The sequence below is a fragment of the Streptomyces sp. NPDC001401 genome, from assembly GCF_042895385.1.
Classification (GTDB): Bacteria; Actinomycetota; Actinomycetes; order Streptomycetales; family Streptomycetaceae; genus Streptomyces.
This window is the reverse complement of record NZ_JBIAWI010000026.1, coordinates 13,198-29,733: the sequence shown is the minus strand read 5'-3', so window position 1 is coordinate 29,733 and position 16,536 is coordinate 13,198. Positions and strand designations below refer to the sequence as shown.

Annotated in this window: 13 protein-coding genes and 1 pseudogene; 9 read left to right on the top strand and 5 right to left on the bottom strand. The window is 69.5% G+C overall.

The window, feature by feature from the left end; translation table 11 throughout:
* Nucleotides 1-4 precede the first annotated feature (4 nt).
* Both ACFY10_RS49500 and ACFY10_RS49495 read right to left on the bottom strand, forming a co-directional pair.
* On the bottom strand, nt 5-1,027 hold the full coding sequence (locus ACFY10_RS49500; protein ID WP_390671985.1) for a cytochrome d ubiquinol oxidase subunit II: 1,023 nt from the start codon (nt 1,025-1,027) through the stop codon (nt 5-7).
* A 153-nt stretch (nt 1,028-1,180) separates the two neighbouring features.
* The gene (locus ACFY10_RS49495) at nt 1,181-2,473 is read right to left on the bottom strand and encodes a cytochrome ubiquinol oxidase subunit I (protein WP_390671984.1); all 1,293 of its coding nucleotides are present in this window, start codon (nt 2,471-2,473) and stop codon (nt 1,181-1,183) included.
* A gap of 340 nt (nt 2,474-2,813) precedes the next feature.
* Here ACFY10_RS49495 and ACFY10_RS49490 point away from each other — a divergent pair, with 340 nt between their 5' ends.
* Nucleotides 2,814-3,368, top strand: a complete 555-nt coding sequence (locus tag ACFY10_RS49490) for a hypothetical protein (protein ID WP_390671983.1) — start codon at nt 2,814-2,816, stop codon at nt 3,366-3,368.
* On the opposite strand, the gene ACFY10_RS49485 is transcribed toward ACFY10_RS49490, so the two are convergent.
* The 3 genes and pseudogenes from ACFY10_RS49485 to ACFY10_RS49475 form a co-directional block, all read right to left on the bottom strand.
* Nucleotides 3,365-4,576: a hypothetical protein gene (locus ACFY10_RS49485; RefSeq protein WP_390671982.1), complete on the bottom strand. Its 1,212-nt coding sequence runs from the start codon at nt 4,574-4,576 to the stop codon at nt 3,365-3,367. The genes ACFY10_RS49490 and ACFY10_RS49485 overlap by 4 nt on opposite strands.
* A 281-nt stretch (nt 4,577-4,857) precedes the next feature.
* Nucleotides 4,858-5,496, bottom strand: a complete 639-nt coding sequence (locus ACFY10_RS49480; RefSeq protein WP_390671981.1) for a nucleotidyltransferase domain-containing protein — start codon at nt 5,494-5,496, stop codon at nt 4,858-4,860.
* Nucleotides 5,497-5,742: 246 nt separating this feature from the next.
* Nucleotides 5,743-6,810 (bottom strand): annotated as a pseudogene (locus ACFY10_RS49475) (NAD-dependent DNA ligase LigA); the annotation flags it as partial.
* A gap of 551 nt (nt 6,811-7,361) precedes the next feature.
* Between ACFY10_RS49475 and ACFY10_RS49470 the strand changes: the two are divergent.
* The 8 genes from ACFY10_RS49470 (at nt 7,362) to tpg (ending at nt 16,414) form a co-directional block, all read left to right on the top strand.
* Nucleotides 7,362-8,876, top strand: coding sequence for an FG-GAP and VCBS repeat-containing protein (locus tag ACFY10_RS49470; protein ID WP_390671980.1), 1,515 nt, complete (start codon nt 7,362-7,364; stop codon nt 8,874-8,876).
* Nucleotides 8,877-9,973: 1,097 nt separating this feature from the next.
* Nucleotides 9,974-10,357 carry a hypothetical protein gene (locus ACFY10_RS49465; protein WP_390671979.1) on the top strand — a complete coding sequence of 128 codons (384 nt, stop codon included), beginning with the start codon at nt 9,974-9,976 and terminating at the stop codon, nt 10,355-10,357.
* Between the two features lie 610 nt (nt 10,358-10,967).
* Nucleotides 10,968-11,720: a Mu transposase C-terminal domain-containing protein gene (locus ACFY10_RS49460; RefSeq protein WP_390671978.1), complete on the top strand. Its 753-nt coding sequence runs from the start codon at nt 10,968-10,970 to the stop codon at nt 11,718-11,720.
* Nucleotides 11,717-12,469, top strand: a complete 753-nt coding sequence (locus tag ACFY10_RS49455; RefSeq protein WP_390671977.1) for an AAA family ATPase — start codon at nt 11,717-11,719, stop codon at nt 12,467-12,469. The genes ACFY10_RS49460 and ACFY10_RS49455 overlap by 4 nt, the downstream gene beginning before the upstream one ends.
* A gap of 451 nt (nt 12,470-12,920) precedes the next feature.
* Nucleotides 12,921-13,157 carry a hypothetical protein gene (locus ACFY10_RS49450; protein ID WP_390671976.1) on the top strand — a complete coding sequence of 79 codons (237 nt, stop codon included), beginning with the start codon at nt 12,921-12,923 and terminating at the stop codon, nt 13,155-13,157.
* 150 nt (nt 13,158-13,307) lie between these two features.
* Nucleotides 13,308-13,691, top strand: coding sequence for a hypothetical protein (locus ACFY10_RS49445; protein ID WP_390671975.1), 384 nt, complete (start codon nt 13,308-13,310; stop codon nt 13,689-13,691).
* Nucleotides 13,692-13,708: 17 nt separating this feature from the next.
* The gene (gene tap / locus ACFY10_RS49440; protein ID WP_390671974.1) at nt 13,709-15,856 is read left to right on the top strand and encodes a telomere-associated protein Tap; all 2,148 of its coding nucleotides are present in this window, start codon (nt 13,709-13,711) and stop codon (nt 15,854-15,856) included.
* Nucleotides 15,857-15,859: 3 nt separating this feature from the next.
* Nucleotides 15,860-16,414 (top strand): telomere-protecting terminal protein Tpg, encoded by a 555-nt coding sequence (gene tpg, locus ACFY10_RS49435; protein ID WP_390671973.1) that lies wholly within the window; start codon nt 15,860-15,862, stop codon nt 16,412-16,414.
* The last annotated feature ends 122 nt before the right edge of the window (nt 16,415-16,536 follow it).

Below are 16,536 nucleotides of genomic sequence, written 5' to 3'. Positions count from 1 at the left end.
GGCGTCAGTGGAAGGCGGGTGCCGTGGACCGCTCCGCGGGTGCGCGCAGCCACCACCACATCCGCAGCTGTACGGCGATCACCAGCACCAGGACCGGGCCCGCGGTCCAGGTGACCAGTGCCAGTGCGGTGCTGTCCGCGGCGAGGTCCTGGACGGCGACGGCCCGCACTCCGGAGTGCGCGGGGGTCGTCAGATACGGGTACTTGGCCGCGAACACGGCGATGGGCGCGAGCCCCACCGCGACGGCCGTGGCCGCGTACGCCCGCCAGGGCCGGCCGGCGGACAGCGCGCGGCCGGCCGGCGGCAGGGCGAGCACGGCGAGCGCGAGCAGCCCCAGCGCGAGGGCCGGCCGGTGCAGCGCCGCACCGCCGGTGTGCCCGCCGGCCCAGGAGGCGAGGCCGGTCAGGGCGACGAGCAGGCAGCCGGCGCCGCACAGCCGCCGGCCGAGCACGGTGGCGCGGGCGGCGACCGCCCCGGTGGTGCGGGCGGCGGTGAAGGCGCAGCCGTGCGCACCGAGCAGCGCGAGCGCACTCACCCCGCCGAGCAGGGCGTACGGGGTGAACGCCGCGCCGCTGCCCAGGACATGGCCGCTGCCGTCGAGGTCGAGCGAGCCCGCGACGGCGACCAGGAACGCCCCCCAGCCGAACGCCGCCGCCGCGCCGGCCGCGCAGATCACGCCGTCCCACCGCCTGCGCACGGCGGCCTCGGGGTGCCGGCTGCGCAGCATCACGGCGCTGGTCAGGACCAGTGCGCCGGTCATGGCCAGCAGCGCGAACGGCGCGGCACCGACCAGGAGTTGGCTCTCCAGGCCCGGCAGGGTGCCCACCAGGATGCCGAGGGAGACCAGCAGCCAGGACTCGTTGGCGAGCAGGAACGGGCCGAGGCCGCCGAGCACCTGACGGCGTTCCCCATCGCCGCGGGCCGTGAACAACAGGGTCGAGCCCACTCCGTAGTTGGTTCCGGCGAGCGTCAGATAGCCGGTGAACAAGGCGATGAACCCGATGGTCCACACGGTCGGGTAACTCATGGCCGGTGTGCTCCTTTGCAGCATGAGATGCGGGGGACGGGACGAGCCGGAACGAGCCGGCGGGCGCCGCGCAGCTGCACGGCGCCAGGCCCCGCTCACCGGTACAGAAAGGGCGCGGGCCGCGACGGTGCGGCCCGATCCGCCGGACGGGCCCTACAGCAGGACGCTGTCGCGCTCGTCGTCGAGCGCGCCGCCGGCATCGGGGCGTTCGCCGCCGCCGGACTCCTGTGCCCACAGATCGGCCTGCGCGGGACCGCGCATTGCCGCCTTGCCCAGCAGCCACCAGTCCAGGACCAGCAGGGTCGTGACGACCGCCCCCAGCACCACCAGGGAGACGGTCAGCTGGGTGGTGGTGAGCGAGGGAGTCAGGGCCTGCCGGGTGGTGAGGATGTCGTCGATGACGAACGGCTGCCGGCCGATCTCGCGTACCAGCCAGCCGGCGATGTTCGCCACGAAGGGCATCACCATGGCGACCCGCAGCACCCGGTGCAGCGGCTTCGACGTGAGCATCCGGTCGCCGCGCAGCGCGACCAGGACCCACAGCGAGACCAGCAGCAGAACGAACCCGACGACGAACATCGCGTAGGCGCTGAGCTGCACCAGCGGCCCCGGCGGCAGCCCGGCATCCCCGAAACGCTCCGTCAACTCTCGCTGGAACGCGGCGATCCGGTCACTGTCGCCGTCCAGCAGCGCCTGCTTGACCGGCTGCTGCACGGCGATCCGATCGATCTGCACCGCACCGCTGACACCGACCAGCAGGGCGCCCCAGAAGCCCGCATGGGCGCCCATGCGCATCGAGTGCCGTACGAACGTGTCGTCGGCCCGCCCGCGCTGGCGCAGCAGCACCGAGACACCGAGCATGAAGAATCCGCCGACCGCGGCGGCCCCGCCGGTGATGTGCAGGATGGCGATCCACGCATTGGGGTTGGAGAACAGGGCCAGCGGATCGGTCAGCTGGAGGGTGCCGCCGCGCATCTCGTACGCGACGGGGTTGTTCATGAAGCCGTTGGCCAGCAGCGCCCAGACGACGGAGAGGTAGGCGGCCGCGGCGACGATCCAGATGCAGGCCAGATGCGCCTTCGCGGGCAGCCGCTGCCAGCCGAAGATCCACAGCGCGAGAAAGGTCGACTCCACGAAGAACGCGACCACGGTCTCCACGGCGAGCGGCGCGCCGAACACCCCGGCGCCCATGTTCTCCAGGCCCGACCAGTTGGCGCTGAGCTGGTACTCCATGGCGATGCCCGCGCCGATACCGACCGCGTAGTTGATGACGTAGAGCGTGCCCCAGTACTTCGTGGCCTGCCGCAGCGCCGGATCGCCCGTGCGGACCCAGCGGGTGTGGCAGATCGCCACCATGACCACGAGCCCGAGGGTCAGTGCGACGAGCAGGTAGTGCACCCCCACCGTCAAGGCGAACTGGGTGCGTGCCAGTCCGACGGTTCCCATGTCCTAGTCACCCCAAAGAGATCGGTTCGGCCGCCAGGGCCGCGTGCAGATCCGGTTCGCCACGGGCGGGCAGTTCCATCCGGTCCTGCACGGTGTGGGCATCGAGCCGGTGACGCCCGGCTGCTCCGTTCCTGAGCGTCCATCGAAGCAGCCGGCCCTCGAGCCTCCCTTGAGCCGCAGGCCGGCGCCGCACGCGCGAGCGAACCGCCGCCCGAGGTGCGCGCCGCGCTGGGCGTCAAGCCCTCCGGCTCCGTGCTGCCGCGCTCCGTCGCGGCTGGCCCGGTACCGGTCTTCGAGGGCTTCAAGCCCGGCCTCGTCATCCACCAGGTCAGGGCATCCCGTGCGCGAGCAAGAACGTCAAGGCAGGCGCTTCACCGGCCGGTCGCGGGCGGTCACTGTGGTTGTGGTCTGCAGCAGTCTGCTCCTCGTTGCCTTCGTCACCGTCGTGGCCCCCCGGTACCTGCTGAGTTGGGACGCCCCGGCCATGCCTGCATCCGGCGGGGCGCAAGCGATCAACGACATCCGCACCACGCTGCTGCAGGGCCTGGCTGGAATCGCCTTGCTGATTGGCGCGTTCTTCACCTGGCGGCAATTGCAGGTCACCAGCCAAGGTCAGATCACCCAGCGCTTCACGACAGCCGTGGAGCAACTCGGCAGCCCCAGCCCGGACGTACGATTCGGCGCGATCTTCGCCCTGGAACGCATCGCCGACGACTCGCCATACGACCGCATCACCATTGCGGAGGTACTGTGCGCGTTCATCAAACGCGGCGGGTCGGCCGATCCGCTCGCTGTGCGACCGGTGCCGCAGGACGCGGCTCACAAGCGTGGCCAATTGGAGAAACGCCTCGTGGATATAGGCCCTGCGTTCCCGGCGGATCCAAATGCACCTTAGAACGCCTCATCGGCTGGTGCCCTCCCGGGAGGGTTGGGTGATTTTCCTATCCCAGAGAGGGTGGTTTGGGCCTTCTCGTCAATCACGTGGGTCACCAGTTGCTGAGCTGCCCCAAAGAGGATAGCCCAAGCGAGAATCTGCATTGGTGAGTCCAGTGCGCTCAAGCCGGGCAGAAACGATCCCCTCATGAACACAATCCCAGCAAAAGCTGCTATTGCTCCGAGTGGGAATTTGAGGGTGGCGGCCGCAAGTGGCAGGGCGTAAGGGGACGTGTGGTCATCGTGGATCCTCCTGAGAGCAGCAATTGTCGTCAATGCGGCCCCCACAAGTCCGGCGAGCTCGACCGAGAGAACGTCCAGGGGGTCGACATACTCGTTGGGGAGGTGACCTGTTACGACTTTTCTGTCACCTGTAGGGCAGGCGATAATTTCTTGTGTCCTATTCCCGGGAATCTGGTCACCGTTTTGCAGGTGATTGAAGCAAAGGTTCAGAGTGTGCGGGTCGAATGCCCCCCAAATAGCGATTCCGGCGGCACCCAAAAAGGTGAGGCCGGTCGCTACCCACAAAACATTGGCGAATATTCGGACTCGTCTTGTTCTCGTGTCGAGCGCCGAGTAGGTGATGCCGAGTGCCTGGATCGCGGTGAGCCTGTCTTGTAGGGACACCAGGGCCTCGCCTTCGCGGGAGGACCCCCTCCTCTCTTCTTCGCGAGAGGCCCGCCTGGTTTCGTCTTCCTTGGGAGGGGTTGCCTTCTCCGCAATCCTTTTGAGTGCATCCTCTGCTTGGATCCGCTGCGGACTGTCCTTGTGGATGTAATTTCTCACCATCGCCCTAATGTGGCCGGAGCGGGCTATCAACTCTTGGTCAGAACTCAGGGCTAGGAGATTGACGTCGGCGGCTCGCACGTTGGCCCATATTCGCTCAAGTCTATTAGACTTTTTGACCCATCTGAACCACGGTCGCCCTTCGGTGCATGCTGATTCGGCAATTCTCAGATGGTTTTTGGCGCCAGCGATGAGTTTTTTTCGATCGCAGTCTGTTTCCTTGCCCGTGCATTCTTGGCGGCTAATCTCCGTCCGGAGATAGGATATCCAGGCGAGGGGGAGTTCGAGCCACGGAGCTTCGGGCTTATCTTGCTCTACCGCTTTTCCAGCTGTACCCTCCATATTCTTTGCAGTTTTTCCTGTGGGCTCTCCACTCTGAGGCATTGGAGTCACCTCATTTCGCCCATTTAGATCATTAGCAAAACGGTGCTGGCCCGGTTCCAGTACGGCACGGAAAAGGGACACCTGCTGGCTGGTTACTCCAAACGGGTGAACGGGGAGGGCGTGGGTGCTGGAGATTCTGGCGATTTGGGGAGAAAGGGACGGCCATTGCTTGCTCCTTGTCCGCCGCAACAGTGCGCTGGGCACCTCGTGGAGTAGTAAACAAAACAGATGGCGCCTCCCCAGACTTGGGGAGGCGCCATTGCTCCTGGGCGCGGCTCTTGCTACCCCGCTAGCTTCGCCAGCCACGGATGCCCGGGGTGCACGAGCCCCAGCCACCCGCTAAGGACCTCCCGCCGTGCCGGGTCAAGCAGCGGCAGCACTCCGTCGAAGTCCGCCTGATCCTTGGGCCGCGGTGCCTTCGCCTTGAACAGCAGCACCAACTCCGGAACCAGGTACGGGACCCCGTCCGTCGTTCGCTCAATGATCGCGTCGTACGGCAGCCGCAGCCTCTCGTCCCGCCGGCAGATCCACGTCCCGCCCTCGTGCGGCTCGCGGAAGACGTCAAACAGGAACTGGCCGCTCGCAGGATCCCGCAGCCAGGTCTGGTGCGTGGCCGCCAGCTCCGCAGCCCCCGCCCCTGGCCAGACGCGCCCTGAACCCACCGCGTCAAACACGTACTCGGGGAAGCGGTGCCGAATCTCGGGGAACCCCGCCGCAGGCACCGCGATCTCCAGATCGCCGTGCGGCCGCGACTGTTCCCCGCGGAACAGATCCAGCGCCCAACCCGCCGCGATGCACCATGGCACACCGACCCCATCCAAGCGCTCGACAACTTGTTCCGGACGCCAGGTGTCAGCCCAGCGGGCGTCCAGTTCGTCCGCGTCGAGAACAGCGCCGCCGGACGGCAGGGATTCGGTCATCGGTCACAACTTACTGCCGCAACCCGAGCCGGGTACGGCTATTTGTAGGCACCGGAGCCAGGTCGCGACCAAGACCGATACGACTTGAGCGCGTTGGTCGCTCCGGAAGAGGCGCGCTCATCGCTCTGTGAGCACAGCTCACTTGCACGACAGCTGTGGCACTCGACAACCTCAGCCACATAAGCATCTGAGCTGCATCTTTTGAGAGTTGACGAGCCACACAGAGCCGAGTCTCCCCTACAGAAGCAGGGTGGCGTAGGTGATGGTGGCGCCGTCGATCTCGACCGGTTCCAGGACGGCCCTGGGGGCGATGATGCCGGTGCGGCCGACGTTCCACTCCACCTCGAGCAGCCGGGTGATCTTCTCGACGGCGGGCAGCTTGTAGGCGATCGCCCAGCGCGGGGCCCGTGTCCCGGATCCTGCCGTGTGCTGGTCGGCGGCCAGGTCGGCCTTGATGACGATCCCGTCGATCCCGAACGGCAACTCCGCCCGCAGCGCGGCGATCTCCTGCACCCGCACCAGCACCTGATCCACGGTGTCCGCGGTGATGCCGGGCATCGCGGTGGTCGCGGTGGTGTTGATCCCGAACGCGGCGGCCTGCGCCATCAGCTCGCTGTGCGCGAGCTCGCCCAGCTGCGCGGCGAGCTCCGTCTCGGTGTCGGGCAGGGGCAGCAGGCCGTAGCCGAAGAACGTCATCGGGACCGTGTAGTCGCGCTCCTTGGCACGCAGGGTGCCCGCCGCGGCACCCCGCGGGTTTGCGAACGGCTGCCCGCCGTGCCCGGTACGCACCTCGTTGCCATGTTCGAACTGGGCGGTCGTCATCAGGACTTCGCCCCGGACCTCGACGGTGACCGGTTCGGCGAGTTCGTCGGGCAGGCCTTCGATGGTGCCGATCGCGTGCGAGACGTCCTCCCCGGCCGTCCCGTCCCCGCGCGTGATCAGCTGTCTCAGTCGACCGCCCGTGTAGCGGGCCGCGATCGCCAGGCCGTCCAGCTTCGGCTCGACACTGAACCGCTCGACGTCGTGGCCGATCCTCCGGGCCAGGGAGGCGGTCCAGGCGGTGAACTCCTCCGGTGAGAACACGTTGTCCAGGCTCAGCATCGCCACCGTGTGCGGGACATCGCCCTGAACGGCGCCGCCGGCGACCTTCCCCGTCGGCGAGTCGGGCAGCACCTGCTCGGGATGGTCGGCCTCCCACGCGGCGATGCCTCGCACCAGCCGGTCGTAGGAGTCGTCGTCCAGCACGGACGTGCCGCCCGCGTAGTAGGCGGCGGCATCCACGATCACTGCAGCTGGTGTGGTCATACGTGCCATCCTGCCTGCCACCACTGACAACGTCCCTGGCAAGCGGGCGCCCGCAACGGGTCGATGCCACCAGCCGGACGCCGCGCGACGCCGTTCAGGCCGTAACCCCTCGTACACATGGGGCTCGTGGCTGACTATTCGACGCGACCTCATGCAGCCGGTGCCATGAAGCCGCCGTTCACCGACATTGATTTCCGACGCGAGTTGCCGACGGTGGTTCTTCCGCGACCGCGCTTCGGCCGGACGCCTGGCGAGATCCGCCCACGATCTGGAGTTCCGTCGGCTGACGGCACCTGCGCATTGTCGTCCTGGCGGGAGCCTGCCGTGCCGTCAAGCGGTGCTCCGCAGGGTGGGTGCGGGCTGCTCACGTTCGTGGGCGTCCGATCACCCTCGTGTGTCCGGCTGCCGCAACGGATGTCACCGGCGTGTCACAGCCCGCGTGGGCCCCACAACTTGTGCCATGCCCCTCGTGTCGAACCCTGCGTTGGCACCAGGACCAGCCAACTGACCGACTGAATTAGTGACTGACTGGCCATCAACTTTCCACGGGGGAAACACACATGAGCATCGCCGCGCGCACCACCCGTCGTACCGCAGGCTCCGCGGCCGTCGCGGCGGCTTCCTTCCTGCTGTTGGCGGGAGCCGGCATCCTCGCCGCGCCGACCGCGTTCGCGGGCGTTCCTGGCGGCACCTCCGCCGCCGACCGCAACAGCGACTTCAACGGTGACGGCTACAACGACCTCCTCACCGGCGCCCCGGAGGGCGCCGTCGACGGCAAGGAGGGCGCCGGATTCGTCACCGTCCAGTACGGCGCCCCCAACGGCATCGGCACCAACACCACCGTGCCCAAGGGCCGCGTCCAGGTCGTCAGCCAGTCGACCAAGAACGTGCCCGGAACCTCGGAGAGGGGGGACCGCTTCGGGCAGGCCCTTGCCACCGGCGACCTGGACGGCGACGGTTTTGACGACGCGGTCATCGGCGCGCCAGGCGAGGACGAGGGCACCGTCGAGGACGCGGGCCGGGTGACCGTCCTGTACGGGTCCAAGGAGGGCCTCGGCGCCGAGCGCACCGCGAGCGTCGCCGCCGCCGAGCCCACCGCGGGCGCCCGGTTCGGCCTCGCGGTGGCCGCCGCCCGGTTCTCCGGGGACATCGACGCCGACCAACTCGTCGTCCTCGACCAGAAGGTGGGCCTGCACGTCTTCACCTACCACGCCGGCGTCCTGCGACAGGTCGGCACCCCGCACTCCACCGGTCACACCCTCCAGGCCGCCTACCTGACCACCGGCGACTACGACCGCGACGGCTTCGCCGACCTCGTCGTCTCCGGCTACAGCCCCGACGACGACTACGCCAAGGGCTGGTCCGCCTACTACGCGGGCGGGACCGAAGGCCTGAGCTACCGGCGCGACCTGCACGGCGGCCTGGGCACGGCCTCCGGTGACATCAACGGCGACGGCTACGACGACCTCGTCGTCGGCCAGCTCAGCGCCGTGGACGAGACCACGGGTGACGCGGACGCGCCCGGCGGCCTGGTCGGCGTCTACTACGGCGGCCAGGACGGCCCCGCCGGCACCCAGGGAAGCGGCACCGCCCCGCAGTGGTGGTCGCAGAACTCCCCGGGCGTGCCCGGTGCGGCGGAGCAGGACGACGCCTGGGGCAATGACCTGTCCGTCGCCGACGTCGACGGTGACGGCTACGCCGACGTGGCCGTCGGCGCGCCCGGCGAGGACGCGGACGGCGAAGCCGCTGCGGGCGCGGTGTGGCTCCTGCGCGGTTCCGGTACGGGCCTGACCGGCACCGGTGCCCAGTACTTCGACCAGAACACGCCGGGCATCCCCGGCACCGCCGAGGCCGGCGATGCATGGGGCGCCCAGGTGCGGCTCGTGGACACCGACGGCGACGGCCGGGCCGAGCTCGTGGCCGCCGCGCCCGACGAGAACGCCGGCGACGGCGCGGTGTGGCTGCTGCCCGCGAGCAGGGACGGGCTGCTCGCCGACGGCTCTCGCTCGTACGGCGCCGCCACCCTCGGCGGCAACGCCCACGGCGCCCACTTCGGCTCGGTGATCGACGAGTAAGCAGTCCGACCGTTCAGACACCAGCTGATGGAGGCCGGTGGGGTCCAGCCGTCTGCGCGTTGGTGGTCGGCGAGGCCGGTGGTGAGCGCGCGGCCCTGGTGCGTCCGTTGCGGCGATGCGTGCCGAGACGTCTGCTCCGGCCCCAGCTTCGCCGGGACGTCTGTGCCGAGCGACTCGATGCGGGAGAGAATGCTGGGCATGACGACTTGAAGAGCACCGGCCGGGCGGCAGCACTGGCGCAAGGTCGGGACCTGGGACACGGTCTTTGACGGGGACCGTCGGATCTGTGTCGCCTGCGGAACGCCCGTCCGCTCGTACCAGTACCGCTTCTATCCGCCCGAGTCCTCCATGTTCGAGCGGTGCATCGGACTCGCCTGGTGTTCCAGTTGCCGGATCTACTCCGGCAACATGGTGCACGTCCCGCGAAAGCGGGTCCTGGTCGACGCCCTCGCTTCGCTTGCTGGTGAACAACGGGAGAGTCTTGCACGTTCGGAAACACGGCTGATTGAGTTCCTGGACCGCCGGGCCCGAGGCAGCGGAGATTAGCTTCCACCGGCCAGCTGGCCTCGGGGGCGGAGTTTCCGGCACAACGGCGGTATGGCAGGTCGCCGCCGCGCAGGCCGCACATGCGTCGGCCGGCCTCCAGGTGTGGCCGCTACGGTCACGGGTCAGGGCCAGCAGCACCCGCCCGGCACAGCTGCGATGACGCGGATGCCACACACAGCCCTGCATCCGGCACTGGAAGCTGCGCAGATACACCGGCAGCGCGTCCGCGCGGTCATGGCAGGCCAGATGCGCCAGGGCATTCCGTCTCGGGGGGCGCCCGATTGACGCTCGGATGGTGTCGTTGGGTCCTGGCGGGTGGGCTGCGGACGGGGCTTGAGTGAGTGTCAGGTCCATCATGCCTGTTCAAAGGCGCTTTCGGTAGGACGTAGCGCACGCCTGTTCGGTCTTGTTGCGGGTGGTGCCGTGCCCGCAGACTCGTCGTCATCCACTCCGGCCAACGTGTCGGCATCCGTCATCGGCTGCCGGTGCGTTCGCTGTGCTGTCTCGCCGTGTGACATGCGCTGGTCGGGGGGACGGGACGAAGGGGATCGATGGATCAGGACATGGTTGTGCTGGCGAGGGTCAGGCTGCTCAGTGCCAACCGGCGGGTGGTGCGGGGTGTCGAGGGGCTGTGGATCTACCGTCTTCTGGCACAGGTCGAGCCGGAGGTGTACGGATCGAAGCTGGCGTACGTCCTGGTGGAGGAGAGCGGCTCACCCTTGGTGCGGGAGTTGCCCGAGCGGCGGCTGGCCCTGTTGGACGAGGCCGTGGAAGTGGCGCAGGCCCTCAGCACGGCGAACCCCTACCGGGCGAAGATGCTGGCGAGGGCGCTGGCCGCCAGGCAGCGGGAACTTGAGGCTCGTCCGACGAAGCAGCACGTATCCGGGCAGGAGCATCGGGCGGTCGTTCCGGATGAGCCGCGAGAACTCGCATGATCCCGTAGCCGACGGGCGTCGACTTCCGGGCGATGAAGATGGCGAAGGCCGAGCCTGATTGTCCGGCTGGAGCGACGTCGCGTCCTTGGATGCACGGGTCTGAACGTGGGGCCCTGGCCTCGGCCAGGGCCCCACGCGCCCGATTGCCCGGCGCCGGGGCCCACATGGCGCCCCCTGCTGCACAACACCGCCTCTCTCAAGGTGTTCTGACTGTTCGTCGGGCATCAACGGTGGCTACGCCGCCGAGGTAAGGCCCAGCAGCCGGGTAGTGGCCCAGTGCCTGCAAATCGAGCAGCACGGTCAACAACGTTTTCGGGGAGGGCTGTTCGTCTCTCACCTTGGCATCGCACCGCTCGGCGAAACCCCGGCACAGGAGTACCTCGCCCATCCCGACACCCTCTTCCTCCTACGAGCCGCTGGCGAGTTTGTCCTCCCGGCAGGCGGAAGAGTTCAGGGAGTGGACCACCGAACGCGTCGCCGCGGGATGCCGGATCGTCACCACTGACACCGATGCCAGGATGCTGCTTCCTGCTGCCCGCAGTGGTTCCCACCGTGGCCAGCATGGTCGCCCGTCGAAGAGCCGGGTCGGGCTTCCCGTCCGAAGGACGAAGTGCTGCTCGGCTTCGAGGAGTTCACCGCCCGGCTGCTGGCCTGGACGCTCTGGTGGAACACCGAACATCAGCCCGTGCCCTTGCGGGGCAAGACCCCGCTTGAGGCCTGGCAGGACGATCCCACCCCGCTGCGGGACGTGCCGGCCACGGATTTGTGGACGTTCACCCTGGAGGACGCCGGTACCCGCACTCTGACCACCCGCGGCATCCGTTTCAGGAAACGCGACTACGTGGGGCCGTGGATGACCGGCCAGGCCGGGATCCAGGTCCGTATCCGTTTCATGCCCCACCACGACCACCGCATCGAGGTCTACCACGCGGCCACCGGCCGCTACCTGGGTCCTGCGGACCTGGCCGACCGGGCCACCGGTGAACAGGTCAGCGCCGTACGGCGAGCGCGGGCCGCCCGCACCCGCCGCCTGAAGAAGGACCTGGAGGCTTCCCAGCGTGAGCGCTACGCCGCCGTGAACCAGCCCGCCGCCCCGCAGCGGCTCGGCGCGCTGACCACCGCGCAGGCCGAGGCCGAACTCGCCCGGGCCACCGGTACCGACCTGTCGGATCTGGCGCTGCGGGACCTCATCCCGCCCGCCGCGCCTCCGGCCGGGTGGCGCACCCCTGCTTCCCTGGCGGCGCTGGCCAGACCAGGTCTGCCCGCCCCCGTGCCATCCGGCCGTGACTCCGCTTCCGCCCAGCCCGGCCCGGACGGGCGGACCGCACAGCCCACCACCGATGAAGACGGAGATGCCTTGTGAGCGCGGCCTCCTACCAGTACGTCGATCTGCCAGACGCGTCCGTGGTCACCACCCGCGCCTTGCTCACCGCGCGGGAGAACATCGCCGACACGGTCGCGGCCCGCGCGATGATGTGTATCCACGGCGGGGCCGGCTTCGGCAAGACCCTGGCCGTCAACATGTGCCTGGGCGAGCTCGAACCTGCCGAGGACGTCCGCCGGCTTGCTTTCCGTGCCCGTCCCACCGCCCGCGCGGTGCGCTACGAGCTGTTCACTGCGCTCGACCTGCCCGGGGCACCGCCGCGCCACCCCAGTGAGTTCGACCGCCTGCTGAAGACGGCCCTGGCCGAGCGCCCCCGCACCTTCCTCGTGGATGAGGCCCAGTGGCTCAACGGGGAGGCGTTCGAGTACTTCCGCTACCTGTGGGACGACCCCGCAACCCAGCTCGCGGTCATCTTCGTCGGCGGCGAGGGCTGCCACACGGTGCTGCGCCGCGAGCCGATGCTGTCATCGCGGATCTTCATCTGGCAGCACTTCACCCGCCTCACCCCTGGCGAGGTCAGCGAGACGATCCCACTGTTCCACCCGGTGTGGGCCGACGCCGACCCGGATGACATCGCTTTCGCCGACCAGCATGCCGCTCACGGCAACTTCCGTGACTGGGCCCGCCTCACGGCCCACGTGCGTCTGGCGCTGTCCCGTACAGACCGGCCACGGGTGGACCGGGAGGTGCTGCGGTGGGCGTTCGGCCGGCTGGGCGGCTCCGCCTGATGCCCGGCCGCACGCGGCCCGCGGCTCATCGCCCGTGTGCGGGAGTACCAGTGGAATACGAGGAGGCGGACTGCGGTGGGGTTGCTGGACCCGATCAACGCGCTCGGTGAGATCGCCGTGGACGTGCTGGCGTGCGGCCCGGCCGCCTCCCGGCGCTGCCCGCCCCGCAAGACGCTGCGCACGGCGGGCCGTTCGCCCTTCACCGTGGTCGTGGACCGTGCAGACGACGTGCGCTTCACCCGCACTGTGCTGGCCGCCCACCACCCGGCGGCGGGACGGGTCGTCATCCACCCCACCGTCGGCGGGGGCGACCGGCTGCTGTGGCACGACGTCCTGCACGCGGTGGCCGACGGCAAGCCCCTGAGAGCCCCGTCCTGCGCGGCCCGCGGCAACACATCCGCGCAGGAGCGGTCGGCGCGCGCCGCCCCTGAAGGCCGCGGCCGTGCACCGGATGACCGTCCTGCGCGCGCACCGCATCGGACTGGGCATATGGGCGGACCTGATGGCCCTGCACCACTCCACCGGCACGGACGTGACCGTGGTACACCATGCTGAACTGCCCGTGGACCTGGCCCATCTGCTGCGCCACTGTGACCACCGCATCCTCACCACCTACGCCGCCGTGCGGGCGCTGCATCCGCCGGCGGGGACATCGGGGGAGTCCCGGGCGGGCAGACGGCACCGGTGACCGGCAGCTCCGGGGCGCTGACCTGTGCCGGGCCGCAGCAGAGCCGTTGCGCGCGCCCCTCACTGCTCCCCGGGCTGCGCGTCATCCCCCCATGACATCAATAGGACAACGGATCGTTGTTTCATTGTCTGTATGGAGTACGGTGGTCGTATGCCACGAGACTCCCGCCAGCAGGCCCGTGAGCGACTGTCCGCACTGGCCCACGCCCCCGCCGACGAGGCCACGGCCGCGCGCCATGTGGAGCAGGACGCATCCCTGATAGGGCGGCTGCTGGCCGCCGCTGGCCAGCAGGACGATCACGGGCAGGTGCCGGGCGTGATGCCCGCCGATGTCGGCGCTGCACTGGGCCTGTTCGAAGGCATGCGCGAGCAGTTGGACCGGCTGGAGACTCAGGTGGTCATCGAGGCCCGGCGCCGCGGCATGGACTGGCGGCAGATCGCCCAGCACCAGGGCCTGAACTCCTCCCAGGCCGCCTCCCAGCGCTACCAGCGACTGATGACCCGGCTCGAAGAGATCCGACAGGGCGTCCGGTGAGCGAGGAGGAACCGCAGATGAGTGACCAGCCACCGCAGTTGTTCACCGCGGTCGACTCGCTGCTCGCCGCCGTCGACGGCGGCACCGTGCTGCCCGTTCCGGCCGAGCGGGTACGACTGCGCGAGGCAGCCGGCCTCACCCCGGCCGCCGTCGCCCAGGCGCTCGGCGTACGCGTGCCGAGCATCACCGCTTGGGAAGCCGGCCGCGCCGAACCCCGGGGCGAGCGCCTGGAGGCCTACCGCCGCCTCCTGGAAGGCCTCGCCCACCGCTACCCCACCACCACCCCGCCGCCCGCCCCCCCAACACCCCCCGCCCCGCCCGCGCCCGCAGAAAAAGCCCTCACCGCACAAGCTGCTGCCACGCTGGAACCCGCCGTGCCTGAGGTGGAGACGCCTCCAATCCAGGCGCCCGCTGCGCCAGTTGCGCCGGAACGGCCGGCCACCCGCCGCCCGGTGACGTCGCGCCGCCCGACCGAAAAGAAGGCTGCGCAGCCTGCTGTTGACTCGCGGTTCCTGCACGGTCCGCTCGCCGTCCTGGACGGTGACGGCTGCGCGTACGGCACGGACGGCATCGTGCTCGAGTGCCCGGCCATCACCATTCCTGAGTTGGTGGAGTGGACGCTGCGTGAGTCCGGCCTCGGCGCCGCGAAGCTCAACCGCTACGGCAAGGACTCCGACCCGTTGATCGTGCTCACCGCCGCGGCCGCCGTGAAACTCGGCCTGCCGGAGCGCCTGGAAGGCCGTGAGCAGCGCCGCTCCCTGCGCCTGCCCGCCGACCACCCGGTCATCAAGCAGGTCGCGAAGGCGAAGTGGCAGCTCACCCAGCGCGGGTTCGGCCCGTGGGCACGGATCTACCGCAAGGCGCAGGGCCGCGAGCGGCAGTGCGTGCAGCTCGCGGTCTTGTCGTGGGACGCCCTCGATGAGCGGTCCTGGCCCGGCGTGGCCGAGATGGAACCGTCCGACATCGCCCGCGTCCTCGGCGTCTACGCACAGCGGGTCATCACCCCGCGCGGCTCCACCGCCGTCTCGGGCCTGGAGCTGATGACGGCGCTGCGCCCGCCCACCCGTGCCGTGCAGGACCCGGCAACCGGGAATTGGGTCCCCGGGCACAACCCCGGCTCACTGGGGACGGAGCCGGTGGACCCGGCGCCGCCGGAGGCCACCCCCGAGCACCCCGTGGTCGTGAACGGCGGCTGGAGTGGCGGGTTCCTGAATGAGGAGGCGTACCAGTGGGTGCGCGACGTCGACTCGCTGAGCGATGAGGAGTGCATGCTGCCCTTCGCGGTCGGCCTGGACCTCAACACCGCCTTCCTCGCCGCCGCGGCCCGCCTCACCGTGGGCCTGTCCGCCCCCGACCACTTCCACGCCCCGACGTTCAACCCGAAGATCCCCGGCTCCTGGCTGGTCGACCTCTCCCACATCGAGCTGGACCCGCGCCTACCGTCGCCGTTCACCCCGGACGGCACCCGCCCGACCAGTCCGGCCTGGTACCAGACCCACACCATCGCCTACGCCCAGGAGCTCGGCTACAACGTCGCCCCGATCGAGGCGTACCTGCGCCGCGAGACCGGCGCGTACCTGGATCCCTGGCACGACCGGCTCAAGACCGCCTACGTCGACACCCTCGCCGACCTCGGCGTCACCAAGGACCTCACCGACACCGAGTTCCTCGCGGCGATGGAGCAACACAAGCAGGCCGATCCGGCCCTGGCCGCTGTGCTCGCCGCGATCAAGGCGACCGTGAAGGGCGGCGTGGGCAAGCTACGGGAGCGCCCGCAGGGCCGCCACTACAAAGAGGGCGAGCGGTGGCCGGCCCTCGAGCGGCCGACCTGGCGGCCCGACATCCGGGCCGCCGTCATCTCCAAGGCCCGGGTCAACATGCACCGCAAGCTGGCCAATATGGTGAAGCTGACGGGCCTGTATCCGCTCGCGGTGCTGTCCGACTGTGTCGTCTACCCAAGCCCGGGCGACAGCCCGCTCGCCTTCCTGCCCTACGCCGTCTCAGGCAAGCCGCAGCCGGGCGCCTTCCGTCTGGGGCCGACCCCGGGCCTGGCCAAGCTGGAGGGCGTTCAGACGATGCTGTGGGCGGTCGATCTGATGGAGCAGGGCTTCAATCCGGCCCGCCACATCAAGGGCGGCGACGCCGTCCTGGACGAAGGAGAGTAACCGGTGGGGGAGATCGAGGACGCCATCGAGCGGGCCGGCCGGGAAGCGTTCACCAGACAGCCGCCCAAGACCCTCAAAGGGCAGATCAGTTACCTGATGAAACAGCTGAAGACGGCCAGGGCCGTCGCAGCCGAGCTCGGTATCACCGCCGACTCCGTCAACCGCTACCGCCGCGGCGCCCGCAAGCACCCGCCCCGGCACATCCAGGACCGGATCGATGCCGCCGTACGCTCCCGCTGGCAGCCCCTCATCCGCAAGCGCCGCCGCCAAAAAGCCGCCGCCACCGACGGGATCACCGTGGAGACCAGGGCCCGGTTCGGCTACAGCGCGCCCGTCGGCACGACCGACGACGGCCGCTTCCGGCGCCTGACCGTCCACCTCCCTGCGGAGTACGCACGCCGCCTGTTCGACGCCCGCGAACAAGGCGCCGGCGACCAGCAGCTGCGCGACATCGTCGCGAAAGGACTGCAGGAGGTGTACTTCAAGGACGGCGGCCGGCGTGCCGCGGGCCTCGAAGTCGCCCTCAACGACATCGACTACTTCGACGTCTCCTTCTGACCTTTCCCGACGTCCGGCCGGCGGCGCTCGCGCTCGTGCCGGCCCATCGCGCGGGGGAGTGTCAGTGGCGTCGGCTTGGATGCCGGCATGACGGTTCATGACGTGGCCGGGTCGCTTCATGG